The sequence below is a fragment of the Haloarchaeobius salinus genome (assembly GCF_024464185.1).
In the GTDB taxonomy this organism is placed as follows: Archaea; Halobacteriota; Halobacteria; order Halobacteriales; family Natrialbaceae; genus Haloarchaeobius; species Haloarchaeobius salinus.
The window spans coordinates 590,417-608,928 of the sequence record NZ_JANHAU010000001.1 but is presented as its reverse complement, the minus strand read 5'-3'; the positions used below and the strand labels follow the sequence as shown (position 1 = coordinate 608,928).

Here is an 18,512-nt window from a genome sequence, read left to right as displayed (position 1 = left end):
TGTGAAAGGTCGGGACGATGAAGCGTCGTCGCCTCCTCACCACGGTCGGCGTTGGCCTCGCCAGCGGCGTCGCCGGCTGTCTCGATCCGCCCGGTGACGGCGAGCAGACGCCGATCGACGAGGACGCTCCCCTGCGCCTCGAACGCGTGCGGATGCGGCTCCAGACGCCGTGGGGTGCGTCGTTCCACCCCGAAACCGGGAGCCTCTTCGTCACGGAGCGCCCCGGCCGAGTGGTCAGGGCGACCGGGAACGACCTCGGGCCGGTCGGGGACCTGACTGGAGACACGGCCGCCTACGGGCAGGCCGGCCTGCTCGGGCTGGCGTTCGACCCCACCGAACCGACGGACCTCTACGTCTACCAGACGTACGACGGCGAGAACGGCCTACGGAACCGGGTGCTCCGGCTCGACGCCAGCCGGCAGTTCGCGGTGGATTCGGTCGTCCTCGACGGGATACCGGGCAACACCGTGAGCAACGGGGGCCGGATCGCGTTCGGTCCCGAGGGCGCGCTCTGGGTCACGACGGGCGACGCCGGCGAGCCCCAGAACGCCCAGTCTCGGGTCTCGCTGGCCGGGAAGGTGCTCCGGGTCACCCGGGACGGCGAGGCCCATCCCGACAACCCGTTCGACTCCCTGGTGTACACATACGGCCACCGTAACCCGCGTGGGCTCACGTTCGCCGACGACGCGGTCTACGTCGTCGAGAACACACCCGACCGGGTCGACGAGCTCAACCGTCTGGAACGCGGCGGCAACTACGGCTGGCCCGAGGTCGCCGGGGCTGCCGACGACGACCGGTTCGTCGACCCCGTGCTCTCGTGGCAGGACCCACTCATCGGCCCCGGGAGCATCACCCACTACACCGGTCCCATCGACCGCTGGCGGGACAGCTTCTTCGTCGGCGCGCTCACGGGGACGCATCTCCGACAGGTCACCTTCGGCGACGGCGACCCCGAGCAGCGAACGTTGTACAGCGATCTCGGCCGGATCCGGACGACGTTCACCGGTCCCGACGACCACCTCTACTTCACGACGAGCAACCAGGACGGCCGGGGCGACCCCGACCCGACCGACGACGAGATCTACCGCGTTCGCCCGCCGTGACGCGCCCGCCGCCGTCGAACGCTATAAGTTCCGTGCCACACAATGTCACAGCATGGCGAACGTCTGGGACTGGACCCTCGGGTACCTCGTCGTGTTCGCCGCACTCCAGCTCGCCGTGTACGTCTACTACCGCCGGCAGGTCGACGACGACCCGACGCCCGACCCGGCCGGCGGTGACCCGGCGAGCGTCGACCGCGTCGTGGCGAACACGTCGGTCCGCGACACCGACGAGACCGGGGGTCGACGCTGTCCGCACTGCGGCGCGTCGAACGAGCCCGACTCGCGCTACCGCTACTGCCGAAACTGCGCGAAATCGCTGTCCGGGGCTTAGCTGTTGTGGCCATCCCGGCCAGCAAACATAAGCCCAGCGCGGCGGAATCCAGTATCGACTCGAATGGAAGATACGGATTCCGAACGGTACGTCGGACGCGAGACGGTCAACGGACTCATCATCTACGACCGCGAGAACCTGGACGCCTGGATCGAGTCCGACACCACCGTCGCCATCACCGAACAGACGGACCATCGGTCGTCACCCTCGCGGTAGGCTAGCCGGTCGCCGTTCTCACTTCGCTCGTGCCCCCGAGCCGCCGCTCCCCGACGGGACGAAGAAACCGACGGCGTCAGTGCGACGACGCCACGCCGGTGCGGGCTCAGTACGTACCCCGGAGCTCCGGTTCGAGCGCGAGTGCGACCGTGAACAGACAGACCGCGAGCATACCGACCGACCCCAGCGCGTACATCGTTCCCTCGAACGACCACGCCAGGCCGAGCGCGGCCAGCGCGAACAGTGTCAGGCCGACCACCAGTCGGACCATGGTCGGGAAGCGCATCTCAGTCACCCTCCGCACAGTCGAGCAGGTCCGCCGGCTCCACGTCGAGATCCTCGTGCTCGATGTCGTCCCACTCGACCGCGACGGTGGCACGGATCGTCGCGAAGTCGTTCCCGGCGTAGCCACGTGCGAGCTGTGGCCACCGGTCCGTCACGGTCGAATCGGAGAGCACGTCGAACACGAGTGACTCCCCCGTCGGCTGCGTCTCACCCGCCGCAGGTGGATCGATACCCCCAGTATCGGATTGTACGTTCTGACTCACGGCCTTCCAACTCCCCGGCCATAACATTGATACCGGATGACATAGCTAACCACCGATTACCTCACCCCGACACGGTGTGTAAGCGACCGGTCGCAGATAATGCCGCTTTCAATTCCCCGTCCCGTCACGTGGTTCCGGACCGCAAGAAGATGTTACGGGGTGATTTCGAACCGATCCGGATGACCGTTCGCCACGGGCACGCAACCGTGGATTTCTCGCGTTCAATCAGGGCTTGAGCGAGTCGGAACGAACGAGCTGTTCGAGAACCCGACCGCAGGGTGGCGAGACAGTCCCCGCTCGCGCCGCGACGCGTATCCTCCCCGGTTCGATCCCCGCTGGCGATGACGTCTCTCACTGTGTTCGAGACGATCATGCGCCGTCCGGGAATTGAACCCGGGCTAGTGGCTTGGGAAGCCACTGTCCTACCACTGGACCAACGGCGCTCGCTCACTGCGTTCGCTCGCGCCGAGGTCCCACTCACTCCGTTCGCGGGACCAACGGCGCTCGCCTACCGCGTTCGCTCGCACCGGGCCCCATCCCGTTCGCGGGACCAACGGCGCTCGCTCGCAGTGATTCCATCACTTCCTTCCTCCCGATGGCACTTGAACGTAGCGCTTCACCGGACTGGACGGTCGTCCAGTTCCAGCGACGCCCGAGGAACGTTATTGGTCCTGTACGCCCTACCGGCGGACGATGATAGACCTCCGGTTCGGAGACGAGGAACTGACCGCACAGCGCGACCACATCGTGAGCTTCATCCAGGGCGTCGTCGAGGACGCGGGGGCCGACGGGGCGGTCCTCGGACTCTCGGGTGGCGTCGACAGCACCACGACCGCCTACCTGGCCGTCGAAGCCCTCGGCCAGGAGGACGTCTACGGGCTCGTCCTGCCATCGCGCGTCTCCAGCGAGGCGAACATGAGCGACGCAGAGCGCGTCGCCGCGGACCTCGGCATCGACTACGACGTGATCGAGATCGGCGGCATCGTCGACGAGATCGTCGATTCGATCCCCGCCGCAGCGGAGGACACCGTCGCCGTGGGCAACACCGCCGCTCGCGTCCGCGGGGTCCTCAACTACTACGTCGCCAACGAGGAGAACCGCGTGGTGCTGGGCACCGGGAACAAGGCGGAGGCGCTGACGGGCTACTTCACGAAGTACGGCGACCAGGCGGTCGACTGCAACCCCATCGGCAACCTGTACAAGCAGCAGGTCCGCCAGCTCGCACGGCACCTCGGCGCGCCGGAGGAACTCGCCGAGAAGCCCGCCACCGCCGAACTCTGGGCGGACCAGACCGACGCGGACGAGATGGGCGTCGGCTACGACGTCGTCGACGCGGTCATCGCGCTCCACATCGAGGGCGGGGCCTCCACGGTGGCGACCGCGCGCGAACTCGGTGTCGAGGAGGGTGTCGTCGAGACGGTCCGCGAGCTGTACGAGAACAGCGCCCACAAGCGGTCGATGCCGCCCGCACCGGAGCCTGCTGATCTGTAGGGCTATCCGCTCTCTGCAACGACCTCGACCTGGTCGCCCTCCTGTAGCTCGTACGTCGTCGGGTCGACGGACTGCCCGTTCACCACGTAGCGGACCGTGTCGCCCTCGCTCGTCCGGTACACCTCGCCGTCGAACGCGAGCGCGTCGGGGGCGGCCTCGATACCGAGCGACTCCAGCCCGTACTCCAGGGTGACCCCGTCGGCATGGACGTGCCACCGCGAACCGTCGCCGTTCTCGTAGTGGAAGGCGTCGGCCTGCAGCTGGTACTGCTGCTGACTGAAGTCCAGCGTCTGCCCGCCGATGGTGACGGTCATCCCGCCGTGCTCGTGGACCGTTCCCACGCCGATGGGTTCCCGGGGTGCGCTGTCGTTCAGTACCCCGCTCCCGGCACCGCCGCCGCCCCCGCCGAGCAGCCCGACGGCGACCCCGCCGAGCAGGACCAGGCCGACCACGGCTGCCGCGGCGTAGACGAACGTCGGGAGCCCCCCGTCGCCGTCGTCCAGCGCATCGACCCGGCGCTGCTCGATGGGGCCGAGGTCGTCGCCGTGCTCGTCTCGCAGGTGTTCGAGGTACGGCTCCTCCGCCTCGAACGATTCCGAACAGTGGTCGCACTCGTGCACACCCACCACCACGGGCTGGGAGTACTCATATTTTCCGTGTCGTCGCTCGCGAAACGCACTACCGCTGGCGCAGGTCCAGCTCCCGCGTGACCGCCACGTCGCGCTCGACCAGCTCGCGGTACGTCGCCGCGACCTCGGCCGCGCTCAGGGCGTCGTCGTCGACCTGCCCGGCCGGGGCGACCCGGCTCCCGATGCGGACGTAGGTGACCTGTACGTCGTCGAGCGCTGTCGCCAGGGACGCCGAGAGACCCCGCGCCGCCGGGCCGACCGCCCCCCACTCGATCTGCTCCGGGACGAGCGAGTCGGCGTACGTCGTCCCGCTGAAGATGACGGTTCCCTCCGTCTCCCGAAGGTCAGCCAGCGCGGCGTTGACGCAGGTCAGCGACCCGGCGACCCGCACGTCGAAGATCCCCCGGAGCCGTTCCGCGTTCGCCTGCCCGACGGGCCGCCCGCCGCCACCGGTCGCGTTCAGGACGAGTACCGAGACGGGGCCGAACTCCTCCCGAACCGTCGCCATCCCGGCCTCGACCGACTCCTCGTCGGTCACGTCCGTCGGAACGGCGAGTGTACCCTCCCCGAGGTACGCGGCCAGTTCCGCGATGAACGCCTCCGAGCGGGCGAACAGCCCCACGTCGTAGCCCGCGTCGTGGAGCTCGCGTGCGACTGCCTCGCCGATCTTCGGTCCGACGCCCGCGATGACCGCAGTTCCTGTCATGAGAACAGCCAGTGACGACGGGCGCAAAAGCGTTCGCTGAAGCGCGGTTTGGTAGCTGGAGTGTCAGTTCCGGCCGTCACCACGAGAGGTCGGCCGCGTTCCGCTCGACGAGGTCCGCGAACGCCTCGGCCTCGCGGGCGTGCTGGACCGCCCGATCCGCGTCGTCGCGCATCCGCCGTTTCACTGCCGACAGTGCGGCCGGATTGTTCTCGGCGATCTCCGCGGCCACAGTCGCCGGGTGGTCGACGACACGGGAGACCAGCCCCATCCGCAGCGCCTCCTCGGCGTCGACGGTCCGCCCCGAGAGCGCGAGGTCCATCGCCTCGCCCCCACCGACGATACGCGGGAGCCTCGCCGTCCCGCCCCACGCACCGAACAGTCCGAGCGAGACGCCCGTCTCCGCGAACGTCGCCTCCGGCGTGGCGACCCGGACGTCACAGGCCAGCGCCAGCTCCACCCCGCCACCTCGGGCCGGCCCGTCGATGCCTGCGACGACGACCGCCTCGGACTCCGCGATGGCCGTCGCGACTGACTGGCCCAGCTGTGCGAACGCCCGTGCCTCCTCGCGGTCGAGTTCCTTGACCACCGTCAGGTCCGCCCCCGCGGAGAACGCCTCACCCGCACCCGAGAGGGACACCACCGGCGTCTCCGCCCCGGTCACCGCGGACCGCAACGCACGCAGCCCGGCCTCCGTGAACGCGTTGCGGCGGGCCGGCCGGGAGAGCGTCACCCGGGTCACCCCGCCGTCGACTGCCGTCTCGATCATACGTTGGCGAGTCTTCGCTTTCCAAAGGTCTTTGCCTTTCCCCCCGCTAGTCGACGGCAATGGACGAGGCCGCAACGTGCAGGCGCGCCGCCCAGGAGGCGCTCGCCGACATCTACCCCGACCGGCTCCGCGACGACATCGCGACCCGCCTGGCAGCCGCGTCGATGGCCCCCGGCGTGGTGGCGCTCCGCTGCGCCCGCGCCTGCGACGAGGATGTCGACGTCGAGACGGTCGTCGACCGGGCCGCCGGCGTCCAGCTCGTCTACGACGGCCTCCGGCTCACCCGCACGCTCGCCCACGACGAGCCCTGGACCGAAACCGACGACCACACGCAGGCCAACCTCGACTCGCTGGCCGCCACGGTGCTCGTCTCCCGCGGCTTCTACCTCCTCGCACGGACCGACGCCGCCGCCAAGGCCGTCGACACCGTCCGCGACTTCGGGCGCGACCAGACCGACCGTCGCCACCCCGACGCCGACACGACCGCCCTCGACGCCAGCCTCGAACGCGACGTGTTCGAACTCGCCGCCGTGGCCGGCACCACCGCCGTCGGTGCCACCCCCACCACCGAGCTGTTCGCCCAGCTCACCGGCCTCGTGCCCACCGACGGGAGCGAACCCCTCCCCGCGGTCGACGCGCTGCCCGCCGCGACCGACCTCAACGTCGGCGCGACGGCGAAGGAGACCGCAGGCGGGGTCGACGACCACGTCCGCCAGTCGGCGACGGATTCGTAGGGGCGAATCGAAACCCATTAAAACTACACCGAGCAACGGTAGGATGCACTTCGGTGCCTGGGTAGCTTAGCGGTAAAGCGCGTCCTTGGTAAGGACGAGAGCCCGGGTTCAAATCCCGGCCTAGGCTTGCTTCTTCGTACGTATTCCGGTTCGAGTACGGTCGGATGTAGGTGGGCGATTCGGACACTACACCCGAAGTATGTTCAACTTCCAGTTGTCGGAACAAAGTGTGGCAGCGAGCTACGTGCGGCGGACCGCCTCAGGGGAGGACTGGGGGCTCGGGGCCCAGGTACCCCCACGTCTCACGACTGCGGTCGCAGCCGGTGACCGAGCCCCGACTCACAGCTCGCCGTCACCATCGGCCGACAGTCCATCTTCGTCAGCGCCGAGGAAGCCGTGGTACGGACAGACGTACTCGTCGCGGATTAGCTGTTCGTCGACGATCTTGAGGCCGAGGTCGTCGAGGTCGCGGCCGATGCGGTTGAGGTCGTCGTGGTCCGTCCCGATGGCGTTGACGTAGACGTTCCGTTGACCGGTCATGATCTCGCGGACCGCCGTCACGCCGTTGACCTCGCGGGCACGGTTCGCGAGCCTGTCGCGCTCCGGTACCGGCGCGGTACAGATTATCTTCGTGTAGAGCGGGTAGCCCGCGAGGTCGTAGTCGATGTCGATGTGGTAGCCGCGGATGATGCCGCTCGTCTCGAGTTCTTTGAGGCGCGTCCGGACCGTGCTCGGTGAGATGTCGATCTTCTCGGCGATGTCGCTGGAGGACGTGTGTCGAGCGTCCTGCTGGAGGTAGTAGAGTATCTGCCTGTCCACCGAGTCGAGTTTCCCGTGTTTCATCTGCCGTCCGATACCTCTGCGATGGCGCTACTTATCGTTTGGCAGGCCTCGCAGACGCAGTGGTGGGCGGGGGAGGCCCCGGGTCCGGTATCGAGTGCAAAGACACTCGTTGATATTTACAGCCGATTCTTTGACGGATTGTTATCGGAATCGGCTAGTTTATGTTGTTCCGTCACCGAACTGGGGATATAACGCGATACAGAATGTGGGCCTCCATCCGGGACACACACGACGTGGTAGCGAGAGCCAGTTCGAACACACCGGGTGAGCTGTCGTGAAGGAACTCGAACGAGACCTCGGGCTACCCTCGGTCCTCGCCATCAGCATCGGTGCGATGATCGGCAGTGGCATCTTCATCCTGCCCGCGCTGGCGCTCGAACGGGCCGGGCCCCTGGTCATCCTCGCGTACCTGCTGGCGGGACTGCTCGTGGTACCGGCGGCGCTCTCGAAGTCCGAGATGGCGACCGCGATGCCGGAGGCGGGAGGGACGTACATCTACATCGAGCGCGGGATGGGGCCGTTGCTCGGGACCATCGCGGGCGTCGGGACGTGGTTCTCGCTCTCGTTCAAGGGTGCGCTCGCGCTGGTCGGCGGCGTCCCCTACCTGCTGTTGCTGTTCGACCTGCCGCTGAAGCCCGTCGCCCTGGGCCTCGCGACGGTGCTCATCCTGATCAACCTGCTCGGCGCGAAGCAGACCGGGCTGTTCCAGCTCGTCATCGTCGTCGTGATGCTCGCCGCGCTGGGCTGGTTCACCGCGGGGAGCGCCCCGGCGGTCCAGTCGGCCAACTACGCGAACTTCTTCGACGCGGGCCTCGGCGGGCTCCTCGCGGTGACCGGCCTGGTGTTCGTCTCGTACGCCGGCGTCACGAAGGTCGCGAGCATCGCCGAGGAGGTCGAGGACCCCGGCCGGAACATCCCCCTCGGCATCCTCGGCTCGCTGGCGTTCACGACGGTCCTGTACGTCGCCGTCGTCGCCGTGATGGTCGGGGTCACCGACCCCGGTAGCATCGCCGGCTCCGACACGCCGGTCGCCGTCGCGGCCGAGGCGACCCTCGGGGCGGCCGGCGTGTTCGCCGTCATCGTCGCCGCCATCCTCGCGCTGGTCTCGACGGCGAACGCCGGTATCCTCTCCTCGTCGCGCTACCCGTTCGCGATGAGCCGCGACAAGCTGGCACCGCCGTCGATGGCGAGCATCAGCGACCGTTTCGGCACGCCCGTCAACTCCATCACCCTGACCGGCGCGGTGTTGCTCGTCCTCATCGCGTTCGTGCCGATCCTCGACATCGCCAAACTGGCGAGTGCGTTCCAGATACTGGTGTTCGCACTCATCAACATGGCCGTCGTCGCCTTCCGCGAGGGGACCGCCGAGTACGATCCCGAGTTCACGTCCCCGCTGTATCCCTGGATGCAGATATTCGGGACCATCACCGGGTTCGGCCTGCTGACCCAGATGGGAACGGTCCCCCTCGCCGGGGCCGTCGTCATCACGCTCGCCAGTCTGGTCTGGTACCTCGTCTACGTCCGCCCGCGCGTCAGCCGCGAGGGGACCGCGACCGACGCTATCCGGCGTCAGGTCGGCCGGGGCGCACTCGAGGAGGTCGCCGACGCCGCGGACGAACCCGCACACGAGGTGCTCGTCGCGCTCACCAAGGACATCGGGCCGGAGCGCGAGCGTGCGCTCGTCTCGCTCGCGGCCGACCTCGTCAGGCCGCACGATGGCCGGGTGCTCGCCGTCCGCTTCCAGGAGGTTCCCGACCAGGCCCCACTCACCGAGGAGGTCACCGTCCAGTCGCCCGCCGACCTCTCCTTCGAGACGCGGCTGTCGCGTGTCGCCGACGACGTCGGCGTCACCATCGAGGCCGACGAGGTGGTCAGCCACGACACGAAACACGCCATCGTCAACCTCGCCAGGGAGCGTGGGGTCGACACCGTCCTCACCGAGCACGAACCGCTCCGGCTCCGCTCGCGCCTGTTCGGCGAGCCGATCGACTGGGTCGTCCGGCACGCCCCCTGCGACGTGGTGCTCGTCGACAACCTGGGGTACGACAGCCCCCGACAGGTCGCGCTCGCGGAGGCCGACGGACCGTACGCCCCCCTCGCGGTTTCGGTCGCCGAAGCCGTCGCCGAGGCGAACCACGGTCGGATCTCGCTGTGGTACCCCGTCGACCGCGACAGCCCCGAGCAGTACCGGGAGACCGTCGAGGCGTACCAGGCGGAGCTGTCGGGGATGCTCTCGGTGCCGGTCGAGTCGACGCCCGTCCGGACGGACGGTGGGATGGGTGACGACCCGGACGTCGTCGTCCGTCGCGGTGCCGACCACCGCCTCCGGAGCGGCCTGCTCGACCGCGGACGGACGTTCCCGAGGCCGCGGTGTACGACCGTCACGGTGTACCCGAAGGAGTCCGAACGGCCGGGGTTCCTGCGTCGCCTGCTCGAGCGCCTGGTGTTCTGAGGCGGCCCGGTGGTGTTCCGCGGCGCACCCGGTCGTCGCAGTCCCCGCCAGGGGATGTCGAGTACCTGCCGAAGATTGATAGGCCGACGTCGAGACGGCGACGACATGGACGAAGTCGCCCGAACCCGTGCCGTCTACGAGGAACACAACGACAGCTTCGTCGAGAAGTACCGTTCCGAGTCCATCGCGGAACGGTTCGGCGGCCCCTTCTTCGAGGCGCTCGACGGGGACCGCGTGCTGGACGTCGGCTGTGGCCCCGGTGCGGACACGGAGACGTTCGTCGAGCGCGACTGCGACGTGACCGGGCTGGACGTGACGCCCTCCTTCCTCGCCAGTGCCCGGGAGAACGTCCCCGACGCCGGGTTCGCACTCGGCGACATGCGCCACCTCCCCTTCGAATCCGGCAGCTTCGACGGCGTCTGGGCCTGTGCCTCGCTGCTGCACGTGCCACGTGAGGACGTGCCCGCGACGTGCTCGGAGTTCGCGCGGGTGCTCGACGACGGGGGGCACCTGTACTGCTCGCTGAAGCGCGGCGACGAGAGCGGGTTCGACCCGGGCGGCCGGTTCTTCGAGCGCCACACGGCCGACGCCGTGACGTCGCTGCTGGTCGACGCCGGCTTCGAGCCGACACGCGTCGACACGACCGAGGCCGAGGAGGTCGCGAGCCAGGACGGCTGGGTGCAGGTGCTGGCGAGGGTCGCGTAGCGCGGGCGCACGGCTTTTGGTCGGCCGGTCCGAACGTCGGGTGAATGCGCAGGTCCTCGCTGCTCGTCGTCGTCACGCTGTCGCTGGTCGCGCTGGCCGGCTGTACCGCACTGGGCGCACAGGAGGCCGACCCGCCCGAGGGGGACGACTCGCTCGCCGCGGACCCGACCGTCGGCGACCCCACGACCGACGTACAGGGCTGGGAACGCGGCTACTGGCACAACGAGTCGCTGGACGTGGACCCCGAGGACGGCCTGACCGAGGCCGAGCTGGAGGCCGTCGTCGCCCGGGCGATGGCCCGCGTCGAGGTCGTCAGGGACGTGGAGTTCGACGAGCCCGTCCACGTCGAGGTCATCGACCGTTCCGAGTACAGTGCCGGCGGCGGTGGGGACGGCTCGCCCACGGCCACCCAGCGCGCCGCAGCCATCGAACGGGCGGCCGAGCTCGAGGCGCTGTTCGTCGTCGGCGAGACGACCGACGCGGGCGAGGCGGAGGAGGCGACTCGCGAGGCGTCGGTGCAGGGCTACTACGACACGCAGCAGGACCGGATCGTCGTCATCTCGGACTCCGACACGCCCAGACTCGCGGAGCTGACGCTGGGCCACGAGCTCGTCCACGCCTACCAGTTCCGTGGACCGCTTCGTCAGACCCGCGTCCCCCAGAACATCTCGCAGGACGGCGTCGTCGCGCTCCGGGCGCTCATCGAGGGCGACGCGAACTTCGCCGAGCGGCGCTACGAGGCCCGCTGCGGCGAGGAGTGGGACTGCCTGCGTCGGAGCGACTGGACCGACGAGAGCAGCGGCGACGGAGCCGACGACGGGAGCGGTGACGACGACGCAGCCGCCGACCGTGCCGGCCCGAACCTCGGCATCTACCTCCAGTCGTACTTCCCGTACGCCGCCGGGGAGTCGATGGTCGCCGACGTGTACGAGCGTGCTGGCTGGGACGGCGTCGCCGAGCTGTACCGGGAGCCGCCGCTGTCGAGCGAGCAGGTCATCCACTGGGGGCCCGACCCGGACGAGCCAGAAGCCGTCTCGGTACCGGACCGCAGCAGCGACGACTGGGAGCGCGTCACCGCCGGCGAGCGGTCCGGTCGGACCCTCGGCGAGGCGAGCCTCGCGACGATGTTCGCCTACACACTGTACGACGACCGCGACGGGAGCCTCGTCACGCGGGAGGCGTTCCTCCGCCAGGACGGCCCGGGCCCGGAGCTCACCTACGATCTCGCCCCCAGCGCCGGCTGGGGCGGCGACCGCCTGTACGCCTACCGCAACGGCGACGAGACGGGCTACGTCTGGCGCATCGAGTGGGACTCGAACGCCGAGGCTCGTGAGTTCGCCGACACCTACAGGGAGCTGCTCCGGTACCACGACGCCGACCGGCGCGACGGCGGGCACTGGGTCGTCCCCGACGGCCAGTTCGCCGACGCCTTCTCCGTGCACGTCACGGGCGAGACGGTGACCATCGTGAACGGGCCCGACCGGTCGGCGCTGTCGGAGATCCACCCGGAAAACAGTCGCCTCACGGCTGCCGATGTCTCATCCGCTCAGGGCGCGATCAACTCGACGGCGTGTGGCACCTCGCCGCCGAGCAGCGCATCGAGCTGTTCCTGACAGGAGGTGCCGCTGGCGGCGACGACCGGCTCGTCGGCGAACTGGTCGGCGAGCTCCTCGCCGACGTCCATGCTCAGCTCGTAGTAGGCCTCCTTGTAGCCGAAGCTCCCGGCCATGCCACAGCACTCCACGTCGGAGGTGCGGACCGTCGCACCGCAGGCCTCGAGCACGGCGACGGTGTACGGTTCGAGGTCCAGGGTGCGGCCCTGGCAGTGGCTGTGGTAGGCGACGGCCTCGGGCGGAGTCGCCAGCGCGTCGGGCGAGCCGCCGTTCTCCAGCATACCGTACACGTACTCCATGACCTCGTAGCTCGCGTCGGCGAGCCGCTCGGCCGACTTCGGGGCCAGCAGGCGCTCGTACTCCCGCTCGAACATCGCCAGCGCGGACGGCTCGACGACCACCACGTCGCGCCGGGCGTCGATGTGCTCGGCCAGCCCGGCGTAGACGTGGTGGGCGTGGTCCTCCGCGGTCGAGATCATCCCCTGCGAGAGCGGTGCGCGCCCGGAGGACCGGACGCGGGGCACGTGGACCCGAACGTCGAGCGCCTCCAGCGCCCGGACGGCCGCCTTCCCGCGGTCGACCAGCACGTAGTTCGTGTACGCGTCGGGGTAGAGGACGGCTTCGCGGTCGGCGTCGTCCGACGAGACACGCGGCCCCCGGTCGTCGAACCAGTCGACGAGCGTCTCTCGCCGGAACCGCGGCAGGTCGCGCCGCCGGTCGACGCCGAGGAAGCGTTCCATCCCGGCCCGCACCGGGCCGGCGTCGGCCAGCCAGTTCGAGACGGGCGCGGTCGCGCTGCCGAGCTTCGCCAGCCGCTCGAAGTTCCCGAACAGGCGCTTGTCCAGCGCGAGCCCGGACGGCTCCTCGTCCGGCGAGAGGCCGTCGACCAGGTGGTCGAACGTGTCCGGGTCGGCGTCGCGGTTCAGCCGGTCGCGGACGACCGTGTTGATCCACGGGATGTCGATCTTCACCGGGCAGGCGTCGACGCAGCGCGAACAGCCGGTGCAGAGGTCGTTGAACTCCCCTGCACTCTCCATACCGTGGACGCCCGCCTCCCAGCCGGTGGCGATGCCCCCGGAGTACGTCTCGCCGCCGAAGCCGTGGCCGCCGACGGCCTGGAAGTTCGCACAGGAGTTCGAGCACGCGCCACATCGGATGCAGTACAGCGTCTCCCGGAGCTGGTCGTCCTCGCGCATCTCGGTGCGGCCGTTGTCGACCAGGACGAGGTGGAACGCGCGGTCGCCGTCGGGGTCGTCGGTTTCGGCGGTCGGGTCGCCGAAGTCGATGGGCTCGTCCGACTCGAAGTCGAGCGTCGGCGACGCGGTCGGCGGCGTGAACAGGGAGACGTATCTGGAGATGTCCTGTCCGGTCGCCGCCTTCGAGATGAGGTCCACGAACGGACCGAACTCGTCGACGGAGGGCAGGATTTTCTCGATGCCCGTGACGGCAACGTGCGTATCCGGCGTCACCGCGCACTTCCGGGCGTTGCCCTCGTTGGTCACGAGCGCCATCGAACCCGACTCCGCGAAGACGAAGTTCGCGCCCGTCACGCCGACGTCGGCCTCGCGGATCCGCTCGCCGAGGTAGTCCCGGGCGAACCGGGTCATCTCCTCGGCCGTCTCCAGCGGTTCGTCGGGCTCGAACGTCGCGTTCAGCAGGTCGGCGATCTCCTCGCGGGACTTGTGCAGCGCCGGCCCGACGATGTGGCTCGGCGACTCGTCGGCGAGCTGTATCACGAACTCCCCGAGGTCCGTCTCGTAGGTGTCGACGTCGGCGGCCTCGAGCGCGTCGTTCAGCTCGAGTTCCTCCGTCGTCATCGACTTCGACTTCACCAGCGTCTCCGCGCCCTGCTCCTCGCAGAGCTCGGTGACGTAGCGGTTGGCGTCGGCCGCGTCGTCGGCGACGTAGACGGTGCCGCCGTTCGCCTCGACGGACTCGCGGAGCTGCTCGATCAGCTCGGGGAGGTCCGCGATGGCCGCCTCCTTGATGGCGCGGGCCTCGTCGCGGGTACCATCCCACGCCTCGAAGCGCTCCGCCGCGGCGTAGCGGTCGCGGTTCTTCGAGCTGACCTTCGGCCCGATGAGCGGTCCCTCCGTCTCGAGCAGGTGGCGGATGTGTGCCGCCTTCTGCTTGCGTTCGGAGCTCATTCGTCGCCCACCTCCTCGTCGTCCTCGACGAGCACGACGTGGACCTCGTTCGGGCCGTGGACGCCCTCGACGAGCCCGCCCATGTCGGCGGTCGCGGAGGCACCGGTCGCGAGCACGTGCGAGCCCCGGCCGGCGGCGACCTCGTCGGCCAGCCAGTCCACCGCGTCGCGGCCCGTCGCAACGACGTCTTCGGCGGCGAGCACCGCGACGTGGCGCTCGGGGGAGAGACTCACCGGCTCGTCGCCGCCCGCGCTCGACCGGATCAGGACGCTCCCGTACTCCGCGATGCCGAGGCGGGCGGGCGTGACCCCCGTCGCAGCGTCCTGCAGTTCGCTCGGCGTGAACGTCGTGGCGACCGCGTCGGGCAGGTCGGCGTCGACGTGCAGCGGGACGCCGACCGCCGGCTCGTCGACCGCGTCGGCGAGTGTCGCCTCGAGGTCGGCGAGCGTCGTCCGGTCGTGGGACACGTCGAGGGCCGAAAGCGCGTCCAGGAAGTCGTCTGCGACTGTCACTGTCGAGGACACGGTCACACACCGAGGTATCGCTGACGGAACTCCTCGTCCTCGCGGATGCGGTCGCTCGTCACCTCGTCGACGATGCGGCCCTCGTCGAGCACGTAGTGACGGTCCGCGATGGCGAGGGCGGCCGCGACGTTCTGCTCGACGAAGAACACCGTCACGCCCTTCTCCGCGTTGATGTCGGCGACGATGTCCTCGATGCGCCGGACGATGTAGGGCGCGAGCCCCTCGAACGGCTCGTCGAGCAGCATCAGGTCCGGGTTCGCCGCGAGCGCGCGGGCGATGGCGAGCATCTGCTGTTCGCCACCGCTCATGTTCCGGGCCTCCTTCCGTCGCATGTCGTCGAGCTCGGGGAAGAACTCGAGCGTCTCGTCCAGCCCGAGCGGGGCCTCGGCGTGGTTGATGGCGAGCCGGACGTTCTCGACGACCGAGAGCCGCGGGAAACAGCGCCGCTTCTCCGGGACGATGGCGATGCCGGCGTTCGCGCGCCGATGGGACGGCCAGCCGACGATGGACTCGTCCCGGTAGCGGACGTCGCCGCCGAGCACCGCCGGCTCGTCCGCGCCCATGATGGCGTGCATCGTCGTCGTCTTCCCCGCGCCGTTTCGCCCGAGCAGGGAGACGAGCTCGCCCTCGTCGATGGCGAGGTCCACGTCGAACAGCACCTGTCCGGTGTCGTAGCCGGCCTCGAGGCCGTCGACTTCGAGCAGTGTGCTGGTCGGTTCCGTCGTCTCCGTGGTCGTGTGTGCCTCGGGTTCCGAACTCATAGTTCCTCCCGCATACCGCCGAGGTACGCGTCCTGTACCGCGTCGTTCGCCTGTATCTCGTCGGGTGGCCCGGTCGCGATGAGCGAGCCGCGGTTCAGCACCGAGATGCGGTCCGAGATGGAGAGCACGACGTCCATGTCGTGCTCGATGAGGACCACCGTCAGCCCGAGCTCGTCCCGTATCTCCTCGATGAGGTTCGCCGTCGCCGTCGTCGCACCCGGGCTCATCCCGGACGTGGGCTCGTCGAGCAACAGCACCGCTGGGTCGGTCCCCAGCGCCATCGCGATACCGAGCCGGCGCTGGTCGCCGTGGGAGAGGTTCTTCGCGAGCGTCGACGGCGGCGCGTCGAGCCCCACCGTGTCGAGCAGTTCGAGCGCGCGGTCCCGCCCCACCGAGCGGTGGTCGCGGAACAGGTCGAAGCTGAACGCGCCCCGCCGGGTCGTCTGGACGACCACGCGGACGTTCTCCAGTACGGTCTGGTCCTCGAACAGCTCGTTCGACTGGAACGACCGTGCGAGCCCGAGATGTGGCCGCTCGTGCTCGTCGCGGTCGGTCACGTCCGTGCCGTCGAGGTACACCCGGCCGTCGGTCGGCGGGAGCGTCCCCATGACGGTGTTGAACAGCGTCGTCTTGCCCGCACCGTTCGGACCGATGATGGCCCGGAGCTCGCCGCGCTCGACGCCCAGCGAGACACGGTCGACCGCGGTGACCTCGCCGAACGTCCGGCGGAGCCCCTCGGTCGCCAACGCGGCGTCGGCCGGATCGAGCCTCGGGTCGACGGAGCTGGTCGCCTCCGGCCCGGTGGCGTCGCTCATTCGGCCACCCCCTTGAGGCGGGCGTACAGCCCGCGTGCCCAGTCACGGAGGTAGCCCCAGATGCCCTCCAGCGGGGCGACCACGACGATGACGACGAACAGCGCGCCGAGGAAGAAGTGCCAGTGCGTCAGCACTCCCGAGAGGTCGACGCTCGTGACCCCGAGGTGCAGCACCTCGAAGTCGTTCAGGAACTCCTCGGCGAACTGCCAGACGAACACGCCCGCGATGGGGCCGAAGAAGTACCGGACCCCGCCGAGGACGGCCATCAGGACGGTGTCGCCGCTGGTGATGACGCTGAGGGTCTCCTGCGACGCGCCGTACCGGTCGACCATCAGCACCGACCCCGCGAGCGCCGAGAACGCGGCGCTGACGGTGAACGCCTGCACCTTGTACCGCTTCGTGTCGATACCCATCGCCCGCGCGAGGTCGTCGTTCTCGCGGATGGCGACGAGCGACCGCCCGAACGGCGAGCGGACGATCTGCCAGAGCGCGAGCATCGCGACGAGGAACACCACCGAGACGAACCAGTACCAGTCGACCTCGAGGCCGCCGAGGACCACGACGAGCTGGCCGCGGGTCGACTCGACCCACGACGGCAGCACGTTCTGCGTGACCCCGTTCGAGCCGCCGGTCAGGTTCAGCGGGTTCCGGTTCGCGGTGAACTCGACCGCCTGCGCGACCGCCAGCGTGAGGAATGCGAAGTAGATCTCGCCCTTCTCGACGGTGAGCCGTCCGAGCAGGTAGCCGACCGTCGCGGCGACCGCGATGCCGATGGCCGCGGCGACCGGGAACGGCAGCTCGGGTGCGCCGGCCCGACCGGAGACCCCGATGGCGGCGGCGTACATCCCGAAGCCGAGGAACATCGCGTGCCCGAACGAGAGCAGTCCCGCGTAGCCGAACAGGAGGTTGAACGCCGCGACGAACACCATCCAGATGAGGATGGTCGCCGCGATGGCCTCGTAGCCGAGCAGGAGCGGGTGCGAGATGACCGGACGCAACAGCAGGACGACCAGGACGAGACCGACCGGGACCCGATAGCGCCAGAGCAGCGACCGGGCGCGGTCGAGCGTCTCGGTCGATCCCTCGCCGGTCGCCGTCTCGCCGCTCATTCGAGGAACCCCTCCTCGCCGAACAGCCCCCGTGGCCGGTACAGCAGGATGAGTATCATCACCAGGTACGGGACGAGGTCACGTATCTGGAGCGCCAGCCACGGCTGGTTCGTCACCTCCGCGAGCGCGGTGAGCACGACCGGCGTGAGGTACGCCGAGACGCCGATGAGGATGCCGCTCACCACGCTCCCGAACAGGCTCCCGACGCCACCGACGACGACGACCACGAACGCGAGGATGACGAACGTCTCTCCCATCGTCGTCCGCATCCCCGTCTCGGCGGAGTAGAGCACGCCCGCGAAGCCGGCCAGCGCCGCCCCCAGGAAGAACATCGCGGTGAAGCGCACCGGGAGGTTCACGCCGACGAACTCGGTCATCTCGCCGTCCTGCACGCCGGCCCTGACCGTGAGCCCGAAGTCGGTGCGGGAGATGAGCAGGTACACCGCCAGGATGGTGACGACCGCCACACCCACCAGGAACAGCCGGTAGGTCGGCACCGTCGTCACCCCGAGGTCGGTCCCGCGCGTGAGCACCGCCGGTCGGGAGATCTCGAGCGGCGCGGTCCCCCAGTACGCCCGGATGACCTCCTCGATCATCATCGTCAGCCCGAACGTCGCGAGCAGGCTGACGATGGGGTCGGAGCCGTAGAGGTACCGCAGCACGGTCATCTCCAGCACGACGCCGACCACGCCGACGACGAGCGGCGCGAGTATCAGCGCCGCCCAGAACGGCAGTCCGAGCGTGACGACGACCGAGTACGAGAGGTACGCCCCGAGCATGAAGAACGCGCCGTGGGCGAAGTTGACGATGCCCATCAGCCCGAGGATGAGCGACAGCCCGAGCGTGACGAGCACGAGCACCATCCCGTACACCAGCCCGCCGATGGCCTGGTCGATGAACAGCCCGGGCTCGACGGCGAACGCGAGCGCGAGCAGGACCACGGTCAGGACCGCCACAGCCCACCAACCCGGCGAGACCGTCGCGAGATCTTCCCGAGTGAGTTCCGTCGTACTCATCGA

At 69.3% G+C, this 18,512-nt stretch carries 20 protein-coding genes and 2 tRNA genes; 9 read left to right on the top strand and 13 right to left on the bottom strand.

The features are described from left to right. Positions 1-17 precede the first annotated feature (17 nt). The 3 genes from NO345_RS03055 (at position 18) to NO345_RS03045 (ending at position 1,650) form a co-directional block, all read left to right on the top strand. Positions 18-1,103 (top strand): PQQ-dependent sugar dehydrogenase, encoded by a 1,086-nt coding sequence (locus NO345_RS03055; RefSeq protein ID WP_256296387.1) that lies wholly within the window; start codon positions 18-20, stop codon positions 1,101-1,103. A gap of 52 nt (positions 1,104-1,155) precedes the next feature. Further along, the gene (locus tag NO345_RS03050) at positions 1,156-1,434 is read left to right on the top strand and encodes a DUF7577 domain-containing protein (protein WP_256296385.1); all 279 of its coding nucleotides are present in this window, start codon (positions 1,156-1,158) and stop codon (positions 1,432-1,434) included. Between the two features lie 63 nt (positions 1,435-1,497). Then, positions 1,498-1,650 (top strand): DUF7331 family protein, encoded by a 153-nt coding sequence (locus NO345_RS03045; protein ID WP_256296383.1) that lies wholly within the window; start codon positions 1,498-1,500, stop codon positions 1,648-1,650. A 106-nt stretch (positions 1,651-1,756) separates the two neighbouring features. Here NO345_RS03045 and NO345_RS03040 read toward each other — a convergent pair whose 3' ends face one another. The 3 genes from NO345_RS03040 to NO345_RS03030 form a co-directional block, all read right to left on the bottom strand. Continuing rightward, the gene (locus NO345_RS03040) at positions 1,757-1,936 is read right to left on the bottom strand and encodes a hypothetical protein (RefSeq protein ID WP_256296381.1); all 180 of its coding nucleotides are present in this window, start codon (positions 1,934-1,936) and stop codon (positions 1,757-1,759) included. 1 nt (position 1,937) lies between these two features. Then, a complete protein-coding gene (locus NO345_RS03035) occupies positions 1,938-2,198 on the bottom strand; it encodes a hypothetical protein (RefSeq protein ID WP_256296380.1) in 261 nt (86 codons plus the stop codon). 372 nt (positions 2,199-2,570) lie between these two features. Further along, positions 2,571-2,641 (bottom strand) — tRNA-Gly (locus NO345_RS03030). 250 nt (positions 2,642-2,891) lie between these two features. Here NO345_RS03030 and NO345_RS03025 point away from each other — a divergent pair. After that, entirely contained in the window at positions 2,892-3,689 is a 798-nt protein-coding gene (locus NO345_RS03025; protein ID WP_256296378.1) for an NAD+ synthase, read from the top strand. Positions 3,690-3,691: 2 nt separating this feature from the next. Here NO345_RS03025 and NO345_RS03020 read toward each other — a convergent pair whose 3' ends face one another. The 3 genes from NO345_RS03020 to NO345_RS03010 form a co-directional block, all read right to left on the bottom strand. Continuing rightward, on the bottom strand, positions 3,692-4,309 hold the full coding sequence (locus tag NO345_RS03020) for a hypothetical protein (protein ID WP_256296376.1): 618 nt from the start codon (positions 4,307-4,309) through the stop codon (positions 3,692-3,694). A 58-nt stretch (positions 4,310-4,367) separates the two neighbouring features. Continuing rightward, positions 4,368-5,024, bottom strand: coding sequence for an SDR family oxidoreductase (locus tag NO345_RS03015; RefSeq protein ID WP_256296374.1), 657 nt, complete (start codon positions 5,022-5,024; stop codon positions 4,368-4,370). 76 nt (positions 5,025-5,100) lie between these two features. Next, positions 5,101-5,790, bottom strand: a complete 690-nt coding sequence (locus NO345_RS03010; RefSeq protein ID WP_256296372.1) for an enoyl-CoA hydratase/isomerase family protein — start codon at positions 5,788-5,790, stop codon at positions 5,101-5,103. A 59-nt stretch (positions 5,791-5,849) separates the two neighbouring features. Between NO345_RS03010 and NO345_RS03005 the strand changes: the two genes are divergently transcribed. Beyond that, positions 5,850-6,524: a DUF7114 family protein gene (locus tag NO345_RS03005; RefSeq protein ID WP_256296371.1), complete on the top strand. Its 675-nt coding sequence runs from the start codon at positions 5,850-5,852 to the stop codon at positions 6,522-6,524. Between the two features lie 55 nt (positions 6,525-6,579). Then, positions 6,580-6,651, top strand: a tRNA-Thr gene (locus NO345_RS03000). Between the two features lie 212 nt (positions 6,652-6,863). On the opposite strand, the gene NO345_RS02995 is transcribed toward NO345_RS03000, so the two are convergent. Continuing rightward, positions 6,864-7,367 (bottom strand): Lrp/AsnC family transcriptional regulator, encoded by a 504-nt coding sequence (locus NO345_RS02995; RefSeq protein WP_256296370.1) that lies wholly within the window; start codon positions 7,365-7,367, stop codon positions 6,864-6,866. 274 nt (positions 7,368-7,641) lie between these two features. Between NO345_RS02995 and NO345_RS02990 the strand changes: the two genes are divergently transcribed. The 3 genes from NO345_RS02990 to NO345_RS02980 all read left to right on the top strand — a co-directional run bounded on the left by NO345_RS02990 (position 7,642) and on the right by NO345_RS02980 (position 12,137). Next, positions 7,642-9,819, top strand: coding sequence for an amino acid permease (locus NO345_RS02990; protein WP_256296369.1), 2,178 nt, complete (start codon positions 7,642-7,644; stop codon positions 9,817-9,819). Positions 9,820-9,924: 105 nt separating this feature from the next. Next, complete coding sequence (locus NO345_RS02985) at positions 9,925-10,524, top strand: class I SAM-dependent methyltransferase (protein ID WP_256296368.1); 600 nt, start codon at positions 9,925-9,927, stop codon at positions 10,522-10,524. 44 nt (positions 10,525-10,568) lie between these two features. After that, positions 10,569-12,137, top strand: coding sequence for an Hvo_1808 family surface protein (locus tag NO345_RS02980; RefSeq protein ID WP_256296367.1), 1,569 nt, complete (start codon positions 10,569-10,571; stop codon positions 12,135-12,137). On the opposite strand, the gene NO345_RS02975 is transcribed toward NO345_RS02980, so the two are convergent. The 6 genes from NO345_RS02975 to NO345_RS02950 are packed head-to-tail and all read right to left on the bottom strand — an operon-like array spanning position 12,071 to position 18,509. Next, entirely contained in the window at positions 12,071-14,284 is a 2,214-nt protein-coding gene (locus NO345_RS02975) for an LUD domain-containing protein (RefSeq protein WP_256296366.1), read from the bottom strand. The two genes, NO345_RS02980 and NO345_RS02975, sit on opposite strands and share 67 nt — an antisense overlap. Beyond that, entirely contained in the window at positions 14,281-14,796 is a 516-nt protein-coding gene (locus NO345_RS02970; protein ID WP_256296365.1) for an LUD domain-containing protein, read from the bottom strand. The genes NO345_RS02975 and NO345_RS02970 overlap by 4 nt, the downstream gene beginning before the upstream one ends. A gap of 14 nt (positions 14,797-14,810) precedes the next feature. Beyond that, positions 14,811-15,569 (bottom strand): ABC transporter ATP-binding protein, encoded by a 759-nt coding sequence (locus tag NO345_RS02965; RefSeq protein WP_256296364.1) that lies wholly within the window; start codon positions 15,567-15,569, stop codon positions 14,811-14,813. After that, positions 15,566-16,384, bottom strand: coding sequence for an ABC transporter ATP-binding protein (locus tag NO345_RS02960; RefSeq protein WP_256296363.1), 819 nt, complete (start codon positions 16,382-16,384; stop codon positions 15,566-15,568). Before NO345_RS02960 ends, NO345_RS02965 begins: the two co-directional genes overlap by 4 nt. Continuing rightward, complete coding sequence (locus NO345_RS02955; RefSeq protein WP_256296362.1) at positions 16,381-17,493, bottom strand: branched-chain amino acid ABC transporter permease; 1,113 nt, start codon at positions 17,491-17,493, stop codon at positions 16,381-16,383. Before NO345_RS02955 ends, NO345_RS02960 begins: the two co-directional genes overlap by 4 nt. Next, on the bottom strand, positions 17,490-18,509 hold the full coding sequence (locus tag NO345_RS02950) for a branched-chain amino acid ABC transporter permease (protein ID WP_256296361.1): 1,020 nt from the start codon (positions 18,507-18,509) through the stop codon (positions 17,490-17,492). The genes NO345_RS02955 and NO345_RS02950 overlap by 4 nt, the downstream gene beginning before the upstream one ends. Positions 18,510-18,512 lie beyond the last annotated feature (3 nt).

Coding starts and splice junctions, on each gene's coding strand:
- NO345_RS02995 (WP_256296370.1), bottom strand. CDS start 7,367: ATGAAACACGGGAAACTCGACTCGGTGGACAGGCAGATACTCTACTAC.
- NO345_RS02960 (WP_256296363.1), bottom strand. CDS start 16,384: ATGAGCGACGCCACCGGGCCGGAGGCGACCAGCTCCGTCGACCCGAGG.
- NO345_RS03025 (WP_256296378.1), top strand. CDS start 2,892: ATGATAGACCTCCGGTTCGGAGACGAGGAACTGACCGCACAGCGCGAC.
- NO345_RS02975 (WP_256296366.1), bottom strand. CDS start 14,284: ATGAGCTCCGAACGCAAGCAGAAGGCGGCACACATCCGCCACCTGCTC.
- NO345_RS02985 (WP_256296368.1), top strand. CDS start 9,925: ATGGACGAAGTCGCCCGAACCCGTGCCGTCTACGAGGAACACAACGAC.
- NO345_RS03010 (WP_256296372.1), bottom strand. CDS start 5,790: ATGATCGAGACGGCAGTCGACGGCGGGGTGACCCGGGTGACGCTCTCC.
- NO345_RS03055 (WP_256296387.1), top strand. CDS start 18: ATGAAGCGTCGTCGCCTCCTCACCACGGTCGGCGTTGGCCTCGCCAGC.
- NO345_RS02955 (WP_256296362.1), bottom strand. CDS start 17,493: ATGAGCGGCGAGACGGCGACCGGCGAGGGATCGACCGAGACGCTCGAC.
- NO345_RS03015 (WP_256296374.1), bottom strand. CDS start 5,024: ATGACAGGAACTGCGGTCATCGCGGGCGTCGGACCGAAGATCGGCGAG.
- NO345_RS02950 (WP_256296361.1), bottom strand. CDS start 18,509: ATGAGTACGACGGAACTCACTCGGGAAGATCTCGCGACGGTCTCGCCG.
- NO345_RS03045 (WP_256296383.1), top strand. CDS start 1,498: ATGGAAGATACGGATTCCGAACGGTACGTCGGACGCGAGACGGTCAAC.
- NO345_RS03005 (WP_256296371.1), top strand. CDS start 5,850: ATGGACGAGGCCGCAACGTGCAGGCGCGCCGCCCAGGAGGCGCTCGCC.
- NO345_RS03040 (WP_256296381.1), bottom strand. CDS start 1,936: ATGCGCTTCCCGACCATGGTCCGACTGGTGGTCGGCCTGACACTGTTC.
- NO345_RS02980 (WP_256296367.1), top strand. CDS start 10,569: ATGCGCAGGTCCTCGCTGCTCGTCGTCGTCACGCTGTCGCTGGTCGCG.
- NO345_RS03050 (WP_256296385.1), top strand. CDS start 1,156: ATGGCGAACGTCTGGGACTGGACCCTCGGGTACCTCGTCGTGTTCGCC.
- NO345_RS02965 (WP_256296364.1), bottom strand. CDS start 15,569: ATGAGTTCGGAACCCGAGGCACACACGACCACGGAGACGACGGAACCG.